16 protein-coding genes and 3 pseudogenes are annotated in these 20,390 nt (G+C 41.6%); 6 read left to right on the top strand and 13 right to left on the bottom strand.

The window, feature by feature from the left end; genetic code table 11:
- Positions 1-853: 853 nt before the first annotated feature.
- On the bottom strand, positions 854-1,231 hold the full coding sequence (locus tag MFMK1_RS17015) for a hypothetical protein (protein ID WP_366922872.1): 378 nt from the start codon (positions 1,229-1,231) through the stop codon (positions 854-856).
- Between the two features lie 223 nt (positions 1,232-1,454).
- Positions 1,455-2,459, bottom strand: a complete 1,005-nt coding sequence (locus MFMK1_RS17020; protein ID WP_366922873.1) for a hypothetical protein — start codon at positions 2,457-2,459, stop codon at positions 1,455-1,457.
- A 161-nt stretch (positions 2,460-2,620) separates the two neighbouring features.
- Between MFMK1_RS17020 and MFMK1_RS17025 the strand changes: the two genes are divergently transcribed.
- The 4 genes from MFMK1_RS17025 to MFMK1_RS17040 all read left to right on the top strand — a co-directional run bounded on the left by MFMK1_RS17025 (position 2,621) and on the right by MFMK1_RS17040 (position 5,888).
- Positions 2,621-4,054, top strand: coding sequence for a transposase (locus MFMK1_RS17025; protein ID WP_428846297.1), 1,434 nt, complete (start codon positions 2,621-2,623; stop codon positions 4,052-4,054).
- A 719-nt stretch (positions 4,055-4,773) separates the two neighbouring features.
- Positions 4,774-5,184, top strand: a complete 411-nt coding sequence (locus MFMK1_RS17030; RefSeq protein WP_366922874.1) for an RNA polymerase sigma factor — start codon at positions 4,774-4,776, stop codon at positions 5,182-5,184.
- A 61-nt stretch (positions 5,185-5,245) separates the two neighbouring features.
- Complete coding sequence (locus tag MFMK1_RS17035) at positions 5,246-5,383, top strand: DUF4367 domain-containing protein (protein WP_366922875.1); 138 nt, start codon at positions 5,246-5,248, stop codon at positions 5,381-5,383.
- Between the two features lie 55 nt (positions 5,384-5,438).
- Complete coding sequence (locus MFMK1_RS17040; RefSeq protein ID WP_366922876.1) at positions 5,439-5,888, top strand: hypothetical protein; 450 nt, start codon at positions 5,439-5,441, stop codon at positions 5,886-5,888.
- Between the two features lie 209 nt (positions 5,889-6,097).
- Here the strand turns inward: MFMK1_RS17040 and MFMK1_RS17045 are convergent.
- Positions 6,098-6,325: pseudogene (locus MFMK1_RS17045) on the bottom strand (GMP synthase (glutamine-hydrolyzing)); the annotation flags it as partial.
- Positions 6,326-6,643: 318 nt separating this feature from the next.
- Here MFMK1_RS17045 and MFMK1_RS17050 point away from each other — a divergent pair.
- Positions 6,644-7,108: pseudogene (locus MFMK1_RS17050) on the top strand (IS4 family transposase); the annotation flags it as partial.
- Between the two features lie 155 nt (positions 7,109-7,263).
- Here MFMK1_RS17050 and MFMK1_RS17055 read toward each other — a convergent pair.
- Positions 7,264-7,821 (bottom strand): hypothetical protein, encoded by a 558-nt coding sequence (locus tag MFMK1_RS17055; RefSeq protein ID WP_366922877.1) that lies wholly within the window; start codon positions 7,819-7,821, stop codon positions 7,264-7,266.
- A gap of 19 nt (positions 7,822-7,840) precedes the next feature.
- The gene (locus MFMK1_RS17060) at positions 7,841-8,599 is read right to left on the bottom strand and encodes a hypothetical protein (protein ID WP_366922878.1); all 759 of its coding nucleotides are present in this window, start codon (positions 8,597-8,599) and stop codon (positions 7,841-7,843) included.
- 543 nt (positions 8,600-9,142) lie between these two features.
- Between MFMK1_RS17060 and MFMK1_RS17065 the strand changes: the two are divergent.
- Positions 9,143-10,178 (top strand): annotated as a pseudogene (locus tag MFMK1_RS17065) (IS1634 family transposase); the annotation flags it as partial.
- Positions 10,179-10,930: 752 nt separating this feature from the next.
- Here MFMK1_RS17065 and guaA read toward each other — a convergent pair.
- The 8 genes from guaA to MFMK1_RS17105 form a co-directional block, all read right to left on the bottom strand.
- Positions 10,931-12,478 (bottom strand): glutamine-hydrolyzing GMP synthase, encoded by a 1,548-nt coding sequence (gene guaA, locus MFMK1_RS17070; RefSeq protein ID WP_366922880.1) that lies wholly within the window; start codon positions 12,476-12,478, stop codon positions 10,931-10,933.
- Positions 12,479-12,492: 14 nt separating this feature from the next.
- A complete protein-coding gene (gene hpt, locus MFMK1_RS17075) occupies positions 12,493-13,041 on the bottom strand; it encodes a hypoxanthine phosphoribosyltransferase (protein ID WP_428846314.1) in 549 nt (182 codons plus the stop codon).
- Between the two features lie 99 nt (positions 13,042-13,140).
- Positions 13,141-14,940 (bottom strand): transglutaminase TgpA family protein, encoded by a 1,800-nt coding sequence (locus MFMK1_RS17080; protein ID WP_366922882.1) that lies wholly within the window; start codon positions 14,938-14,940, stop codon positions 13,141-13,143.
- The gene (locus MFMK1_RS17085) at positions 14,927-15,865 is read right to left on the bottom strand and encodes a DUF58 domain-containing protein (RefSeq protein WP_366922883.1); all 939 of its coding nucleotides are present in this window, start codon (positions 15,863-15,865) and stop codon (positions 14,927-14,929) included. Before MFMK1_RS17085 ends, MFMK1_RS17080 begins: the two co-directional genes overlap by 14 nt.
- Positions 15,866-15,867: 2 nt before the next feature.
- Entirely contained in the window at positions 15,868-16,809 is a 942-nt protein-coding gene (locus MFMK1_RS17090) for an AAA family ATPase (protein WP_366922884.1), read from the bottom strand.
- A gap of 172 nt (positions 16,810-16,981) precedes the next feature.
- The gene (locus MFMK1_RS17095) at positions 16,982-17,635 is read right to left on the bottom strand and encodes a hypothetical protein (RefSeq protein ID WP_366922885.1); all 654 of its coding nucleotides are present in this window, start codon (positions 17,633-17,635) and stop codon (positions 16,982-16,984) included.
- Positions 17,636-17,846: 211 nt separating this feature from the next.
- Complete coding sequence (locus tag MFMK1_RS17100; RefSeq protein WP_366922886.1) at positions 17,847-19,658, bottom strand: sigma-54 interaction domain-containing protein; 1,812 nt, start codon at positions 19,656-19,658, stop codon at positions 17,847-17,849.
- A 141-nt stretch (positions 19,659-19,799) separates the two neighbouring features.
- Positions 19,800-20,375: a 2-oxoacid:acceptor oxidoreductase family protein gene (locus tag MFMK1_RS17105; protein ID WP_366922887.1), complete on the bottom strand. Its 576-nt coding sequence runs from the start codon at positions 20,373-20,375 to the stop codon at positions 19,800-19,802.
- Positions 20,376-20,390 lie beyond the last annotated feature (15 nt).

Raw genomic sequence — 20,390 nt, forward strand, 5'->3', positions numbered from 1 at the left:
CTACTATTAACAGTAGGAAAGACAGTATTAACATCAATGATACCCGCTTAACATTTTTCATACAGGGAACCTAAGTAAGCCTGTCCTTATCTAAGTATAGTAAAAAAATTTAAACGTGCAATACATCATAGGGGCATTCTGTGGGGTTACTATTCTCGCCACAGTATTTGACTGAGCATTTCATCCCTCTTTTTTATGGTTCGACTTTATATTCTGATGTTCCTTATTGCAAATAACGTCAGGATGTTCTTCTTTGTAAAAGCTATCCGAGAGAAAAAAGCCGAGACCAATACCGCTAATAATTAAGATGATCTTCCAGTTCGAGTAAAATAGAATATTATACACGTATCCAATAGGGCTCCATGAATTACCCAGAGGGGAATAAAAAAATAAAAGGATATTCAATGTTATAAACCCTAAGGGTATGGCTACGCACATCAACTGAATCCAGTTTGCTTTCCAGGTGCCCTGCGACTTGATTTTTTTTATTAAAGTCGGCAACGATAAATAGACACCTACAAGAACCGAAAACGATATTAAGAGGGTTATTTCTTCTAACATTACCATGCTGGTCTCTAATTTAACAATAAATTTATTAAGTAAATATAGAAAGAAGATATAAAGTAAAGTATATGAAGTGCTGAGTAATATTCTTATAAGCACAAAAATCCCTCCTTAAGATAGAGCAGGAAGAATAGACCGAAGCAAAGTACTTTGCTCCGGTCCAGCAGACTGTAAAACTAACACCTAACTTAACGGTGAGTTGAGAATTCTAATATACCATGTGTTATCAGGGTCGCCTCTCATAATTCGAACAAACGAAGCACCATTAAGTGATAGCAAATAATACCCATCACTTATGAGCCTTAATATCTTTGGAAAATGGTTTCAAAATCTTAACGTTTGTAATTACCCATTCTCCTTTGTTTATTGTTAGAATTATCGAAAGATAGCCGTAGAAAATGTCGGCAATATCGCCATTTGGATGGTACTTTATGGATTCGATCCTTATTATATATGCGTTTGCTGCGTTACGAGTAACCAAAACATCAAAAGAATCTATACCGTAGATATCTAGACGATTTTTAAAATTGGCTATTTTAATCTCATCCTCTGTTTTTATTTCTACATTAGAATTGTTTCCAAGTAGCATATTTTCAACAGCTACTTTAACTATAGTGCTAGGTGGGGTAGCCATAGTATCGAATATCTTGATTGCAAATAAAACCAATAAAAAAGCAACGCCTAAAATTAATTTCCTATTGGATTGAATACCGAACACTCCCTTTTTTACTAGTAGTGCGTGTTCGAAAAGTCCATCGTAGCAGGCGCAAGAAGTTCAAGGCCGCGAAGACTTTGAGACGCGGAGCGTACTGGAGCGTACGTGAGCAGTCTCAAAGTCTAAGAAACGCAGAAATTCGCCGCTCACCTGCGGTGGACTTTTCGAACAACCTCTAGTAATTAACGGTCCCCAGCGCTTTCCAGTTAGTACTATAGTAGCTGGCCTCATATCCTGTCGCATGGATGGGAGTCGACAGGTTAGGTTCTTTGCTGTACCAATATTGTGTTACATCTAAAATTTCCTGGTTGTCGTCAAAATAATGCATCCATTGCCATTCAATTGGCTTGTAACCATTGTTAGGTGTAAAATAAGTAGTTTTTATATTTTTCACCTGACCATTAGAGTAATAACTGATTTCCTCTTGATCCCAGTAAACTTCATCTTGTTTAGTCTCAAAGTAAGTTTTCCAAGCACCACTATGGTATGCTTGACCATACTTATAAACTTCTCTCTGCTTAGACGTACCATCACCTTTCCCCTTGTACCCATCTATAATATCATCAAACACCACAGATAAAAACAGATTTAAAACTGGGTTTGAAGTAAAGGTGCCCGATAAGAATTCAAGTCCTTTAGTATAGCTTACTTTTTCAAGGGTTTCCTTATATCCAGTCTCTGTATCGAATAGACCCGTGTTACTGAGGGCTTTGTAGCTAACAACAACCCGCAAATCCCCTTCTAATGCGTAACCCAAAAGAGAAATATCGCTGTTTAAATTGGAGTCCATGGCTACTACAGTAGTACCTAATTGCTGTTGCTCAGAAATTACGTTTTTAACGTTGTTTGCCTCAGGTGTATTTTTATATGTTGCTCGATAGTATTTTATTTCCGTTAGAAGTTTTCCAGTGTCATCAAAATCCTTTTCAACCTTGTATAAATTATAATCAGCAATTTTACCAATAAAAGAATCATTAAATCTGATCATTTTTGATTTATCCAAACCAAACCGTTCAAAACTTCGTTCTTGTTCCTCTTTTGTCGGGATAACTTTATATGTGTATGGGCCAACTTTAGAAGCCCTGTCTTTTGCAATACCTACAGCACCCGTGCTAGCAAAAGCAAGTGAGCTAAAACAAAAAGAAATCAATAAAAGTATACTTACCAACTTTTTATTCATTTACTTAATCCTCCTCGTATAATATGTTTTGACTAGGCGTTTGCAAAACGCCGCAACCCTTGCAAATTCTATCTTTTTTCTTGCTTAGTTATATAGAACTCCTCACTTGTCTTGTGTAAAATATAGTTAACAGGCAATATCTACATTCAACAAGAAAGGAGATCTATTCTGTGAAATTTAAACAATTATCCCTATCTGATATTTATGACGGTTGTCTTGATTTCGTTGATAAGGATAAACCTCGGTTTCTAGCGCTTCTTGAAGAGCATATTCAACTTTCAGAGTATATTTCGCTGAGTTTCTATCAGGCTTTTTACAAGCACTTTGGTCGCAAACGAAAATTTAAGCTTGAGTCTTTTCTTTATGCACTCATCATTCAGAGAATCTTTTCTATTCCTACAGATGCGCTTCTGATTATTTTTTTGAATTTTTCCAAGGAAATCCGTGAATTCTGTGGTTTTTCTAAAGTACCTGATGCATCAAAATTTACACGATTTAAGCAAGATTTTTCTAAACATCTTCAAACACTTTTTGATAACCTTGTTGATCAAACTGAACCTATTTGTGAGCAAATTAACTCAGAACTTGCTTCATATCTCGTCTTTGATACCTCTGGCGTTGAAGCTTACGTTACTGAGAATAATCCTAAGTTTATCAATCGCTTAATCAAGCAGCTTAAGTCTCAATACAAAGGCAACTCTTCTGTTGACCCATACAAAATGGCATACGGCATTATGCCTTCCTGCGCATCATCAAATCCAAATGTCAAACAGCTTTACATCAATGGCCATTTTTGCTATGTCTATAAATTTGGTATGCTCACAAATGGCCTTGGTATAGTCAGAAATATTTCCTTTTTTGATGAAGACTTTATAAATGCACACCCTGAAATCCCAATAGAGAAAAAGTCTGATTCCCCTGATGAAGATAAATCCTTATCCGATTCTAAAGCACTTAAACCTGTTCTGCGCGACTTTTTTAAAACACATACTCATTTTAAACCCAGCACGTTTATTGGCGATGCTGCTTTTGATACAAACGATTCCTATAACTTTTTATTGAAGGATTGTCACTTTTTAAAAACAGTCATTCCTCTGAACGAACGAGGTTCTAAGAACCTCCCTGAACCCGGGTTCAACGAATCTGGACAACCTCTGTGTCCGTTAGATTCTTCTTTACCCATGAAATATGAAGGTAAAGCGCCCTTAAGGAGTGGCGTTGTTAGAGATAAATGGGTTTGCCCAAAAATGAAGTGGAAAGGTTCTAAACGCATTACTTTATGTGAACATCCTTGCTCCGACTCTCCTTCTGGTAGAATGTTTTATACCTATCCTGAAAAAGACTTAAGACTTTATCCTGGCATTATTAGAGACACCCCTGAATGGATTGATATCTACAAAAATCGTTGCGTTATTGAGCAAACCATTCAACACTTTAAATCCAATTTTGGCGTCGCCAACAGAAAAACTACAAATGCTTTAACCATTAAGGCTGACTTACTCCTTGCAGGAATTACTCAACTGCTTACCGTTATTCTTGCAGACAAACTCCATAAACACGAACTCATCAGAAGCCTTAAACCTCTTTTGGCTTAGCAAATCCTTTATACTTGCTCTTTCAACCCGCAAAATACTTGCGGTTATTTGTGCCGAATTTTTTCTGTCCAACCTCTGCTTAAAATTTTCTGTCCTCTTTATTAAACTTTCTGATTAGCTGCCTACGTTAAATTTTGAATTTCGCAATTACCTATATGTTTTGACAAACCAAATATCATCAAATTTCCAGTTAAGTTTTGTTCTTTGAAAACTTAAAACTGACTCGTTTGTATTGCCCAGCCCATTCACTTTACCCTTAATGGTGGGTGGGCCGCATGATAGTCTCGTTGGCTGCACAGCCGCCTCCCTTATAGGGGAGGGCTCTCAGGCTGTGTCAACCATGGGCCAAAGGTTCACGGTCAATTACGGGTGTCTTAAGAAACATAACATTTTGCCATATTTCTTAATGAGTATGAGTGTCTTAGAAAACGCCAGGCTAAGATTTACTTAATCCATCGGAAATCCCCCCCTTCCGCTCAGTCATGAAAATGAACAACATGCCATCTACCCCTATGATAAAAGCTTGGTGCAGTACACTTCAGGTGGACCAGCCAAGGTGTTCATTCGACCTAGTGCTAATTCCTTATAAAAGGCAAATTACCAGACCTAGAAGAAAAGGCCTTTATATATAAGATAAAAAGAAACCATTCGGGTTCCCTTAATTTTGGATTTTTTCAAAAAATGCTATAATTAACTGTGCAAGGGGGAGGGGTTGCTTGATGTTGAAAGAGAAAAGGGCCAACACTAGATTAACATTGGAAACCAACCAACTGATTTACGAGAGCCATTTTGAAACGGTATATAGATTAGCCCTATATCTGACTCGAAATCAAGAAATGGCCGAAGAAGTAACCCAAGAGGCTTTTACCATTGCCTTCGAGAAATACCATCAACTCAGAGACCCTGCCAAAATAGCGGCATGGATTAAAGCCATTACCCTAAATACGGCCCGACAGCACTTATATAAAGCAAAAAAAGTATTACCCCTCGATAAAGATCGGATTGATTACATACAAAAGGGATTTGCCAAGGACCAAGTAAATGATGCTGTCATCCAAAAAGAACGGGAAGAGAAATTGCTGGTAAGATTGCTGTTGCTGACACTAAATGGGAATATCTGGTTTACTTAAAAATTTAAAATTTTTGTCTTTTACTGTAGAAGGGGCATACTTGATGTTCTAAGGAACAACCATGTTAATAAATAACAAAGGGGGAAAGAAAACCTTGTACTGGCATGAGCAGGGTATTATCTACAGCATAGTAGGTTACTACCCCGCAGAAGAGATGATAAAAATTGCAGAAAGTTTTTCATATAGGGAACCTAAGTAAGCCTCTCTTTATCTAAGTATAGGAAAACCAAAACTATACTTAGGGGGAATGTAAAATGGTCAAAAAGTTGCTTGTAAAACTACTAGCTACCTTCATTTTTGTGGGGATGGTTACTAATCCTGCCCTGGCGGCAAAGACTCCACCACCGCCGGACGATGATTTTAGTATAGGGGTACAGTCACTTGACCTAATTTCCAGTGGTGATTGTACTATTAATGATAATGGAGACCGTACTATTTCATCGAGAGGACGTAGTTTCACTCAGTATGTGGTTGACTCTGTTGGGGTAAAACTATTTCTCCAAAAGTGGAATGGGTCGTCATGGACAGATATAGCTTCTTCCGTAACATTTACAGAGTATAACTCTGATTATGCAGATGGGTATTATAAATTCTCAGATGTCCAGCCGGGTTATTATTATCGCATAAAGGCCCAGCATAGTGCAGAAGATGGGGGCACCAAGGAGCAGACGGAATCATTTTCACCATATAAATACATTAATTAATCCAGCAGCTAGACATGGGGGTGATTTCCCGGTGTCTAGCTTTTTTATGTTTTCTTTTGGCATGTTCTAAATTATCATAGGCAGGTAGGTTGGCATCAAAAAAACGATGGTTAAGACTTCACCAAAAACAGGCGAAAATCAAAACCACCACTTTTAATAATTCAGAACCCTAAACCTCAAGTAAAACCAGTGTTTTCAATCCTTCTACCCTATTCCCACTCAATCGTCCCCGGCGGTTTGGAGGTAATATCATAGACCACCCGGTTTATCTCTTCTACTTCATTGACAATCCTGTTGGATATTCTTTCAAGCAAATCATAGGGCATACGCGCCCAGTCGGCGGTCATGGCGTCATCGCTGGTCACCGCCCGCACTACTGCGGTGTAGGAATAGGTGCGCTCATCGCCCATGACGCCCACAGAGCGCATGGAGGGTAAGTGGCTATGATTTTTGACAACTGTCTTTTTATTTTTATATAGCTAAATAGTGAAACATGGCTTTCTTCCGCGAACCCGTAGGCCGGTACCGTTACAACACCTCTAGTATTAGCTTTCTAAATTTCCTCCTTTAAATTATTGAAAAGTTATTAACTCAACTTTCGCACCAAGAAAAATATAATTTATTCAACAGCAGTGGTGCTGATGCCCGTTAAAGTATAGTACTTGATTTTAAAAAAAGCATGAAAAACACCTCAACGTTTGGTATAGTAGGTTTGTCAAGAACCACAATTACCATACAGAAGAGGTGTCTCCTATATGATAACGGATAACAGCCAAAACAAGCAACTACCAAATGAACTAAACCTTATATTTAAAGAGCTAAAAATACTAAAACATTTGAGGAAAGCTGGCATTACCAAGGCTTTCGGTTTCTCCTGTGCTTACATTTTTCAGTTGATTTTTTGTTTAATCTTTGAGCACAAGAACTGGTTTCAAACCCTTGAAAGCAAGAAATCTACCGATTTTCCAGCTAAGGACGCAGTCTATCGTTTCTTAAATCAACCTACTTTTGCTTGGCGAAGGTTTTTACTGTTTCTTAGTACATACACAATTGGGAAAGCCACAAGACTTACAAATCATAATCGCCCAAAAGTATTGATTTTAGATGATTCTTCCTATGAACGAAACCGCAGCAAGTCAGTAGAATTATTAGCTCGCTGCTTTGACCATGCTTCTCAAAAAATGCGTTTTTACAAGGGGTTTCGCATGCTTACCCTTGGCTGTTTCAGTCTGCGAAAGTTGAGTTATTAATTCACAACATAATTATCTTAACTGGCACCGTAATGAAACGGTGCCAGTTTTGCAAAACCTTTTCTTTTATATCTCAATTACCATAAGATAGCTTAAGCAATGGATAAGTATTTGCTTAGTAGCTTTTAAAAATAACTTGTAGTTATAGATTTCTCCCAAAAATCTGGAAACCATGAACCTGTAGGCATATAGTGCATTCCCGTAGCCTTAATCCTATATGACCCAGAGGGTTCATTTGATATCATAGAATTCCGCCTAAAAGTATACCTTATACTATCCGTACTAAACATATAGTCACGATAGGTCCCATCTTCCCATTCAGAATTTTGTTGAGTTACAACAGTACTTCCGCTACTATTTTGAAGCTCGACCTTGATTAGTTTAGCCTTTCCATTGCCTACTTCTGGAGGCCAAATAACCCACTTATCATCTCGATAAATAAAGAAATCTTGTTTTTCAACTGCCTGAAATGAAGAACCAAATGGGTCGGTGCCTTCCCATTCATCTCCATAATAAGAAAGGGTAAAATACTGCCTTTTACTTCCATAATCAGGAGACCAAGGATCATAATAAAAAGTTTGTCCAGCTGAGACAGTAGTTAGTGCGAGTGCTACAGTGCTACCTACTATTAACAGTAGGAAAGACAGTATTAACATCAATGATACCCGCTTAACATTTATCATTAAAATCTCCTCCTTTTTTTTATAAGAATAACTTTTCTAAATCAAGTTCTAAGTTAAGACCCTTGTCATCAAGCATTTTAACTTCCGCTTTTGCTTTAAGACTTTTCTTGTGGTTGTTCCAGTAAGTCTCGTATTGTTTTATCATCTCCTCTGTAATTCCATTTTCCCCAGAAGGAAGTTTCCCTTGTTTTTGACCATTTTTGATTACAAATTTATAAGTGTTATCAAATGCTAATAGACGGAATGCGTTATACCACTCATAGGTAGTCCAATATTCATTCAAAGTCATATTACTCGCACGCAATATTGCATCTACTGTTTCTTTGTACTGCCCATTAGAGTCTTGATACCACCCTTTTTCCCTTTCAATAAGTTCTTGAATTTGTTCCTTGGATGGTAAGATTCCGTTCTTGAGTGAATAGTCTATAATTATTTTTTCTTCAACTAACACATTAAAAACATCCGTATATTCCGAAGAACCCAAACCAGATATGTCGCGTAACCCTCTTCTAAATTCTAATTCCCCCATTGTGATAGGCCAAGCATTTACACGTGCAATTATTTCCTCTACTTTTAGGTTGTCTGCCCTTAGTGACGATATCGATTGAGATAAGTAATTTTTGTTTTCTTTCATGAAGCTACCTATCGGAGTAAAAAATTCTTTTATCGTCTGCTCTTTCTGCTTTTGTAGTGCATAAGTATTCTGTACGTGAATTCCAGACCCTACTATTATCATAAGAGCAACGGTTATCAGTATCGCAATAAATTTTCGAGTCATACTGTTTTATCCTCCTCACTTATAATAATCTAGAATTTTTCCTGTACATAAAACATTTAAAGGCTAAAATATAAATAACTACCTTACCTACTTTTAATGTAGGTAATAGTGCTCCCTGCTAATGGTCAGTTACGAGTTGTTCATTAGCAGGGATATTATTTTTTCAAACCATATGACCACCTCCTTTAATCCGCCTCAAAAGAAGCTCTCCCGAATCTTAAGCATAATCGCTAAGTTGATAAATTTTAACTTTTTGATCAAACAAAGCATCCCATATTGTACATCCTATGTAAATGCGGTAGCCTCATTTACCCTTTAATAAAGCCTATTCAACCTTATACCTGCTGCTTCTAACCACTTCGGTTTACAGTAGAACCCTAGCCCAAGTTTCGGCAGGTCATCGCAGGAATTGCCCGAAAACGGCATTTTGAGGTTCAAAAACCCTTGATTTTACTGTGTTGTTCCTCGGAATTCAAATGTAGTGTCCTAATCAGATATTGTTTCAAAAAGTTGTTTATTTTTCCATGATTTCTTGGTATCCTTATCCTATGTACATACGTGAAACGTTTACCAAAAACTGAAAAAAAGAAATATAGCAAGCATCAGCTGATTGAATCCGTTCGAACCGAGAAAGGACCCAGGCAGCGTATTGTGATGGAGCTGAACGTTGACCTTACCCAAGTCCCGATGGCCTAAGTTGGCGGCTCTTTTAGAAACCAGGTTAGCCGGGCAATTCTCCTTGTTTGAAGATGAGGCGGAACTTCCAAAGGCGGCCAATCAGGCGATGGAACACTATGATTTTCTTCAAACGAAACAAAAGGACAAAATCCGTCGACAAGATCAACGCGAACTGGTCAACATTGATATGAATGGCATTGAGATCGCATTATCCCGTTCGCTAGGGCCTGAGCTGGTTGCTCATACGATGTGGGAACATCTGGATTTGGATTCCATATTACAGGCTTGTGGTTTTACCCTTACGGAGCAAGCATTGGCTAAAGCTGTGCTTATCGCTCGATTGATTGAGGCGTCCAGTGATCTGGCTGCTTGGGAGTGGTTGCGAAACCGTACGGCGCTGTTGGAATTGCTCCCGGTGAATCTGTCGGACATTGGCAAAGACGCCGTCTACGAGATTGCCGATAAGCTTTGGATTCATAAATCATCATTGGAAAAAACGCTGCGAAGCCGTGAGCAGGGATTATTCGTGAGTGAACCGACGCTCTTTCTATACGATCTCACGAACACCTGCTTCGAAGGACGCTGCATAAACAATGAATTGGCGAAACGCGCGAAATCCAAAGAAAAGCGAAATGACTGCCCTCTGGTTACGTTGGCGCTGGTCGTGGACGAGCGCGGATTCCCTCTGTTCAGCCAAATTTACGAAGGAAATCAATCCGAACCGGAGACCCTCTCCGCCATCTTGAATCGTCTGTACGAGCCGGATTTATTCCAACATCTGAAACCTACGATTGTCATGGATCGCGGCATTGCCACCAAAGACAATTTGGCTCTGTTAAAAGAAAAGAAGTATCCTTTCATCGTGATAGAACGGCGAGCTGTTGCAGAGCGGCGTATTAAACCGCATTACCGTTCCTGAACATTACCATCTAATTTTTGAAAAACATCCGTCATAGTCGTCATACCTTTCGTGATGATGCCGGACCATTTCTATTACATCCACTATTCTTCCTCCCAGGGGTGTTAACATTTCAACAGCCCACCGGGGATGCTGCTTAATCAAGCGCCATTCTTCATCAAGACAGTCTTTCCATTCAACAAGGGATAAGTATCATTTCCTCCGAAAGAGGGTTGGAATCGTTGGGAATTAATTATGTCATACTGAGACCGTACTATTTCATCTAGAGGACGTAGTTTCACTCAGTATGTGGTTGACTCTGTTGGGGTAAAACTATTTCTCCAAAAGTGGAATGGGTCGTCATGGACAGATATAGCTTCTTCGGTAACATTTACAGAGTATAACTCTGATTATGCAGATGGGTATTATAAATTCTCAGATGTCCAGCCGGGTTATTATTATCGCATAAAGGCCCAGCATAGTGCAGAAGATGGGGGCACCAAGGAGCAGACGGAATCATTTTCACCATATAAATACATTAATTAATCCAGCAGCTAGACATGGGGGTGATTTCCCGGTGTCTAGCTTTTTTATGTTTTCTTTTGGCATGTTCTAAATTATCATAGGCAGGTAGGTTGGCATCAAAAAAACGATGGTTAAGACTTCACCAAAAACAGGCGAAAATCAAAACCACCACTCTTAATAGTTGAAAACCCTAAACCTCAAGTAAAACCAGTGTTATCACGGCTTCTACCCTACTCCCACTCAATCGTCCCCGGGGGTTTTGAGGTAATATCATATACCACCCGGTTTATCTCTTCTACTTCATTGACAATCCTGTTGGAAATTCTTTCGAGCAAATCATAGGGCATACGTGCCCAGTCGGCGGTCATGGCGTCGTCGCTGGTCACTGCCCGCACTACTGCGGTGTAGGAATAGGTGCGCTCATCGCCCATGACGCCCACGGAGCGCATTGAAGGGAGGACAGCAAATGCCTGCCAAATGTCCCGGTAAAGATTGGCTCTTTTGATTTCATCTATCACGATGTTATCCGCATCTCTAAGGGTCGCCAATTTTTCCTCGGTGATTTCTCCTAGGATTCTAATGGCCAAACCCGGCCCCGGGAAAGGCTGACGCCAGACAATATCCGCTGGCAAGCCCAACTCTTCTCCTACCAAACGCACTTCATCTTTAAATAGACTGCGCAGCGGTTCAATTAGCGATAAATTCATCTCTTCGGGCAAGCCGCCTACATTGTGGTGACTCTTGATGGTAGCGGCAGTTTCTGTACCACTTTCCACTACGTCAGAATACAGCGTTCCCTGCACCAGGTAGTCTATCTCACCTAACTGTTCTGCTTCTTCCTCGAAAACGCGAATGAACTCTTCACCGATAATTTTTCTTTTTTGTTCGGGGTCTGTAACACCCGCCAGTTTTTTAAGAAATCTTTCTTTTGCATCAACGGCGATAAAATTCAGGTTAAACTTGCCGCCAAACGTATCCTTGACCTGCTGTGCTTCACCTTTGCGCAGCAGACCGTGATCTACAAAAATGCAGGTCAGCTGCTCACCAATGGCCTTGCTTACCAGCACCGATGATACCGCGGAATCCACGCCGCCGCTCAAAGCAGAAATCACTTTCTTATTGCCCACCAGTTCTCGAATACGCACCACTTCTTCATCGACGAAAGAAGCCATGTTCCATTCACCGGCACAACCGCACACTTCATATAAAAATGCCTCCAACATATCCTGCCCCCGGGGCGTGTGCTTCACTTCGGGGTGGAACTGAATGCCGTAGTGCCTTCTTGCTTCATTTGACATAGCGGCAATCGGCGTACTGGCAGTAACTGCAGTAATTTTAAACTGCGGTGGTGGCTGCGTAATATAATCCCCATGGCTCATCCAGCAGTCTGTCTGCATTTCGATGCCACGAAAGATTTTATCTTCTTCAGTTATCTTCAGAGTCGCTTTACCATACTCTCTCGACTTTGCTCGTTCCACTTTGCCACCCAGGTCGTGGGTCATTAACTGCATGCCATAACAGATTCCCAAAATAGGAATACCACTTTCATAAATTCGACGGTCAATACGGGGGGCCCTTTCCCCATAAACACTAGACGGTCCACCGGAAAAGATAATGCCTTTTGGCTCTTTGGCAAGAATGTCCTCCACCGGAGTTGTATAAGGCAGCATTTCGCAGTAGACATTGGCTTCTCTTACCCGACGGGCAATCAATTGATTATACTGGCCGCCGAAATCCAGTACTATTACTAACTGGTGCTTCTCGCTAAAATCCTTCACCCTGTTACCTCCCCTTACTCGTACGCCTTGGGTTTCAATACCCCTATGTACGGCAGATTGCGATACCTTTCCGCGTAATCCAGTCCATAGCCCACCACAAATCGGTCCGGGATATTAAACCCATTATAGTCAACCTTCACTCCGACTGTACGCCGCTCCGGTTTATCCAACAAAGTGCATGTCTTAACACTTTTCGGACTGCGGGATTTTAAATTCTCCAGTAAGTATTTTAGCGTCAGACCGGTATCCACAATATCCTCCACAATCAAAACATGCTTATCTTCAATATCCACCTCTAGGTCCTTAAGAATTCGAACGGCCCCAGAACTATGTATGTTTGTACCATAACTAGAAACTGCCATAAAATCCAAATTTATGGGGATAGTAATTTCCCTAACCAAATCAGATAGAAAAATAATGGCCCCCTTTAGTATGCCTACCACTATCAAATTCTCGGCGTCACCATAGTCACCACTGATTCGTTTTCCTAATTCCTTCACTTTTTCTTGAATTTCCGCTTCGGAAATAAGCTTTTCCTGTATATCATTTCCTACTGCCACTATGCATTCTCCTTTCACCGATTCCGTCAATAATTATTTTTTCCCACTGAGGCAAATTTACCCACTAGAGTTCTCTACTAAATAATGAATTCCTTCCCAATCCTATTTTTTTGGTGAATTTTGTCGCAAATTATCCCATTCACGCCGCAGCTGTTGCTCGTTTTGGCAGTCGATATCTTTAGTTTCCTTATTACCGTAACGCTTCGCACTAAATTGTTCGGCAGCTGAGGCCAATACATTCTTAAATCCAGGTCTAATGCTACCTGCCCGGCCGGCATATTCCCTAGGCGTTTCATGGCTTTTAGGTGCCAGCCCTCGACCGGCTAGCCAAACAACCATTTCTCCATATAGCCCGGTCCGCTTATATTGCCGCAGGGTTGGGCCAGAGCTGTTCCTACGTTTTCGAAGCGCATTTTGATAAATTCTAAAAATAAATAATGTTAACACAAGGATAACTACCACAATCACAGTTAAATAAATGCCATTTCCCAGGTTATAATTATTTACAGTTTCTTCAACTGGAGTTAACCCTGGCATAGCGAACCCCGGGGTAGCTTCCACGGGTAGCCACCCGCTGCCGGACACAAACACTTCCGCCCATGTATGGGCATTACGACCGTAGACAAAATATGCCTGCTGTTCCTTATCAAAAATACCTGGTGTAAAACCCAAGACCCAACGCGCAGGAATACCCACGCTACGGGCCATTATAACGAAGCTTGACGCATATTGCACGCAATAACCCTCTTTTTTTGAAAAAAGAAACTCCCCGATCAAATCTTCCTCACTAAACTTAGCCTGGGTGTTATAGCGAAAGTTTTCTGTTAGATAATTACTAATCAACATCGCCTTTTCCCAGCGGTCAGCACCATCTTTGCTTACCTTTTCTGCCAGGATCCCTATCTCGGGAGAAATTCCCTCAGGAATCTGAAGAAATTTTTCCTTTGTCATGGTAAAACTATCATCCTTCAGGTTTCCCGGCAATGACGGTACTGTGGACACTGCGCGATAAGTAAAGGGCGCTTCAATATCCTTAATCACTGACCCAGCGCTGTCAATAGCCGCTCCGGGTACCTCTAAACTATTAACTTGATAAGCTGCCGGTAAAAATTTTGCATTCGCAAAAAGTGTTATTTCCTGCTCCACTGTATCAGCTGCCAGCTGATTGGCAAATTGTGGCTGAATGGCCTCTCTAATGTCTAACGTTGATGTCCAGCTACCACCGTCAAAATAGTCAAATACCTTCCCCCGCCAGTACGCAGGTGAGCTGCTCTTCACCATAAATAATGGCTGCTCAAGCTCCTGGCGGCTGTCCGAGATAGGATTTTTTTCACTGCCATCATATTTAACCACCTGATCCAAGGCTACCGGCGGCACCACTTCATCATTCCGAGGCAGCCATAGAAGTAGTAACAAAGGTAACGATATTAAAATAGCGAAACTCAAAGCAATCAGGGCAGTATTATGTTTTCTTAAACTCTGGGCTAGCAGTAATAAAAAAACAAAAAGTACCACAACAAACCAGAGATTCACCGAAAATACTGCTTGTTCCAATAATAACACAGTAGTGCCGGTCATAACCACCGCCCAAAAATCCCCTTTATGGAACTGAGCAGCCATAAGATAAGACAAACCCCAACAGAAAGCAACCGCGAAACTAACCGTGTCAGTAATTCCCAACACCATAACACGGTAAACTAAAAAAAGCCACCCTAGCGAAGTAATACTGAGGAATATCCGCACCCTGGATGTAAGAGTGTATACTGCGAAAATATAATAACAGGTACTGAACAATGCAAATATCAACCAGGATAATCCCGTAAAAGGTTTAAAAGCGCCGGCTAAAAAAACAACCAGCGCTGCAATTAACGCGATGTGGGTAATAATTTTATTTGTGCGCATATTTACTCCCTACCTTTAACTGCGAAAACCTGCCACTGAATTTCTTGGGAATTTCACCCGCCACTATCACTTGGTCATCAGTTTGAATGGTCCCCATCACTTTAGCAAGACCCGTGTATTGATAAGGCCCTTTTGCCCGGGCTAAAATCTTTAACATCCTGTTGGGCGAGTTTGGGGCCATATTGACTAGGTGCACATCCGCGGCGGCCACTATTGCACTATAACGTAAGCCGCCCTTCCTGAAGGCCTGCCACCAGGAAGCAGCCTCATCGGCGATTTGACTGTCTTTTTCCTCATCTCCGGAAAATATCACCAGCATCTTTATTTCTGCTTGATGCCGTGGTTGGCGTATCATCAATTTTCCCGTTGCCGCAGTGGCACGCCAATGTATCCGCCGCCTGTCTGCCACACCGGTACCCTCAATTAAAATCTCATCTCCCCCAGAGTAAAACTGCCTTATGTTGACCTGTTGGATGCGGGGGTAAACCCACATGGAGTCTGCCAATATTAATTTTCTTCTCCACTTAAAAAAACCCAACGGGTCCTGCCAATGTAATTTTATCCTAGGAGCATCATAAAAGCCTCGACGGTTAACTATTAACTGTAATTCATTACTCCCAATTTGCTTGATTACCATTTTGCCGGTCTTCGCTTCGCCTTCCATGGAAAAATTATGGGGAACGAACCTCAGCAAACGTAACTGCTTGACCTTTACAGCAGTCGATGCCATTCTCACCGCTTCCAACATACCTAATGGGCAAACCTGTACCATTATACCGGCTAGGTATGCGACTAATATATCCATAGTAATAACTAATGCCACAGCCCCTACAAATGGCAACGCCTGCTGACCCATACCCAGTCTCGACAACAGTAAGCTGACTATCGCAAGCCATAGTAGGGTAACCGGCAGTTTCAGTCTCATAATTAACCTACCACCGGTACAGTTATCAAGGTAAGTGCCTCTTCCACCAAATACTTAGCCTGAACCCCGCCAAATGCCAACTCATCTTTTAAGAATAAGCGGTGGGAGAGCGCCTCTGATGCAACTGCTTTAACATCATCCGGCAGGGTATAGCTGCGCCCATGAAGCAGGGCCCAAGCCCGAGAAAGTTGGTAAACATCCAATGTGGCCCGCGGGCTGAGTCCTACCCTCAATTGATTATCGTGTCTCAATTTTTGGACCAGTTTCACCATATACTCCTTAACACTTTGTTCCACATATATTTTCGTGACCGCCTCTTGTGCCGCAATAACCTCTTTGGCATCTATCACCTGTTCTACTTCGTCCAAGGGATTACTGCCTTGCCATAAATCCAGCATATTCAGTTCCTGTGAAATATCAGGGTAACCCAGCGAAACTGTCACCATAAACCTGTCCAACAATCCTTCAGCAAGAGGAAATGTACCTGCCAGATCTAATGGGTTTTGGGTAGCAATAACGCAAAATGGCTCGTTCAATTGATAACTTTCTTCACCTACCGTCACCTGTTTTTCTTCCATGGCTTCCAGCAACCCGGACTGGGCTCGGGGATTACCGCGATTAATCTCATCCACCAGTACCAAATTAGACATAATTGGCCCGGGTACAAACTTAAATTCACCCTCCTGGGTGTAAATATCTACGCCGGTAATATCACCGGGCAAAATATCTGCATTGAATTGGATACGGGAAAACTTGCATCCTATCGACCGGGACAACGCCTTGGCGAGCATGGTTTTTCCCACACCTGGCTTGTCCTCCAACAAGACATGACCGCGAGCCACAACTGCTGCCAAGACCATTTTGGCAGCATCATTTCTGCCCACAAGCACCTTGTTTATATTTTTTAATACCGCTTCTAATTTTGTATGCAATTCGTTATCCATAGTTTTCACCTCAAATCCTCATACAATTATTCGACAATGGTATCACTAATCCTGCGCTGAATTAGAAAAAGGATAATGATGTCAGCCTTCAGAGCAAATCCTTGGTATCATTATAAGCAATACTGCTGCCGAAAAAATAAAAGAAGGCCGTGTCCCGACCTTCATACAATCCCTAATCACTTTCCGGTGGTTTAATGGTAAACTTTTTATTAAAATCCTTTAAATCTACCTCAATGCGCATGGTATCTTTGGGGTCTCTAAGACTTACGGCACTTATTTGGGCTTTAACTACTCTTTCGCTATGTCTATCAATCCAGAGGCGATAACTAAAATCCTGCCAATATTTTTCCAAGAAACCGTTGTTAACCACAGGGTTGCAGGTAATTATATGCAGCTTCTGGTGGTTATTCTTCTCAACCCCCTGGTACTGGATATTATTTACCTGAGTAAATCGGAAATTAGACATTGGGTTTATTTCCGTCATGAAAAGTTCTGGTTGAAATAACTCGCTTCCCGGAGTGACCATCCACTGTTGTGTTTTTGGATTTAATGAATAAGTAATATCGTCCACTTGGTACACTTCCACCTGCTGCCCCAGCATCGTTCCTTTGATATGAAAATTGTTCTTTTGTTTTTCCCCATTGATATCACTGAGTGCCCTCTTGTCTGTACCATCCAGTTCTAAGGATGCACTAACCTGGTAGCGGTAATTTCCCACTGCCAATGTGTTTTCCAAGGAGCTCGCCACCAACTCCTCTGGAATCACCCTTACTTCCTTAATATAGTATAAGTAACCACCCGAGACCACCGCTGCAACTAATAACACACCCCCTAGGATCAGCCAAAGTCGCTTAAGCCTAATTACCACGGCATCACATCCTTCCTCTTTCTTCCTAAATAAGTACGGTTGTGATTGTGTAATTATGAAGGTAATAAATACCAGCTGAAGTCCCAAATGGGAAAGAGGTAAAAGCAATAACTTGACAAAATGGTGCCTGACACCATTTTGTCAAGTTATTAGGCACGGCGCGGCAAACTTAGAATTCACTGTTATTTCCATTTAGGTGATACTTCTGTATCTTTCGATAAATTGTTGCCCGAGAAATACCCAATGCATCGGCCGCCTGCTGCTTACCTTCTTCCGTCCAACCGTATTCTTCTAAAGCACGTACAATGGCTTCCCGTTCCAATTCAGCCAAGGTCGGTACTTTGTTTTCCCCATGGGCACTCTTCTTGAAAACTTCTCGTTTGTTGGTATCTTCCCGCATCCGCGGCGGTAAACTCTCAGGAGTAATATGAGTTCCCTCCTCCAGGTTTATCGCGTATTCTATGGCATTTATCAGTTCTCGAACATTCCCCGGCCAAGGATACTTAAGACAAATCTCCTGCGCTGAATGGGTCAATCCTCTTATCTTCTTATCCATTAATTTACTGTATCGACGAGAAAAATAGTCTAAGAGCAGCAGGATGTCATCCTTTCTCTCTCGCAGCGGCGGTATTTCCAACGGTATGACATTAAGTCGATAATACAAATCCTCCCGGAACTGCCCCTTCTCCACCATGCTGCGTAAATCACTGTTAGTAGCAGCGATAATACGAATGTCCACGGGAATAACTTTTGTTCCGCCTACCCGTTCAATCTGTTTTTCCTGTAGTACCCGCAGCAACTTTGCTTGAAGGTAAAGAGACATATTGCCTATTTCATCTAAAAACAGAGTGCCGCCGCTAGCCAGCTCAATTTTCCCAGGCTTTCCGCCACGCCTTGCTCCGGTGAAGGCACCTTCATCATAACCAAAAAGTTCACTTTCTAGCAGCGGTTCCGGAATAGCGCCGCAGTTGATGGCAATAAATGGTTTATGACTGTGTGGACTGGCAGTATGAATTGCCCGGGCAAACACTTCTTTCCCCGTACCACTTTCCCCAACTATCAGCACCGTAGAATTGCTGCCGGCAATTTTCTTTGCTTTTTCCTTGACCTGTTGGATGGACTTACCCTGCCCGATTATACTATTGAAACCGATGCTGTTTTGCCGGTTTACGATTTGGTATGCAAGTTGTTGAGTTTCGCTAAAATCTCTAAAAGATGCCACCACACCTACTATCCGCTTATCCTCTGCCTTAATCGGCCTAGCGGTGCTAACAAAATGCAGCTGCTTATTTTGGAAGTTAAAATATATTTCCCTGGAAGAAAAGCCCTTACCCCCATGCATAACATCCAATAATGGCACGGACGGAATGAGATGCTGCAAATTCTTGCCAATAACTTCTTTCTTTTTGATACCAAACATTTTTTCTGCTGATTTGTTGAAGTGGGTAATTACCCCCTCCTGGTCCAACGCTAAAACACCCTCGTGCACCGAATCCACCAGGGCTTGCAGTTGGTTAGCCATAACAATTTTTTCAGCTACCATTTCCCGTTCCGCTACTTTACTGCCAATCAGGTCAGCCATCCGACCGATGAATTCCAAATGATTATTGGGCGCGGAACAAAGTGTTCGCTTCTGTTCCTCATCAAAAGCGATCAGGCTCATGGCGCCGATGACCTCAGCATTATTTACCTTGATAGGGTACACGATAGAGGCCATATAATAACAGTCCCCTTCAAGCGGACAGGAATTACAGATACTATGATGCCCGGCGTCCTTGATAAATACCGGTTTACTGGTTTTAATTACATGTTTATTAATAAGCCCCCTGCGCAGACGAGACCCTACATCGTTTCTAATTTTCCCAGTCCCCGCTACCCTTACCAAGTCTAGGTCCACAATTTCCACATCTACCTTCAAGACCGTGGCAATGGCTTCAGCCACCTTTTGTCCGTTTTCTTTAACCTGCTGTAACCTAGACATCGAACTAGCTGCTCCCCCTTTTGTAACATACTATTAACGTGAACACTAATAAGTCACCTTTTTATTCACCACAAAATGCTATTATCCTGCAGTATTTTTTGGGGATTAAAAAAAATATGGGGAAGGAGTACTCCTTCCCCATTATCCAGCTACAACTTTTCTAACTGCAGTTTTTTCGATTGCTCTGGCAGCATGCTCAAATCCGAGCGCCAGGGCTTTTTTATTCAGTTCTTCAGTCCCTTTGGGAACCCGGGCCAATACCGCCTCAGTTACCGCTTCCCTGGTTACTACACCTGTAATACCTACGACAGCGCCTAAAGCGATAATATTAGCAACTAGGGTTTTACCCATCTCTTCCTTTGCTAATTTGGTGATAGGCAGAGAATAAACCTTTGCCCCGGTTTCCGGGATACGCTCCACAAAAGTGCTATCTATTATTAATAATCCCTCTTTTCTCAAAGTTGATATATATTTATCGCATGCTTCCTGGGTCATAGCCAGCATAACTCCCGGCTCAGTAACTTTAGGGTAATCAATATCACCCTGGCAAATAATTACCTCAGCCTTACTGGCACCACCTCGTGCTTCGGGACCATAGCTTTGGGTCTGGACAGTATTCAAACCATCCTTAATTGCTGCCTCAGCTAAAATAATCCCTCCTAGAATTAAACCTTGACCCCCAGAACCGCTTAATCTTATTTCTTGAGCATTTTGCATGATATAACCTCCCCC

Source organism: Metallumcola ferriviriculae, from assembly GCF_035573695.1.
In the GTDB taxonomy this organism is placed as follows: Bacteria; Bacillota; JADQBR01; order JADQBR01; family JADQBR01; genus Metallumcola; species Metallumcola ferriviriculae.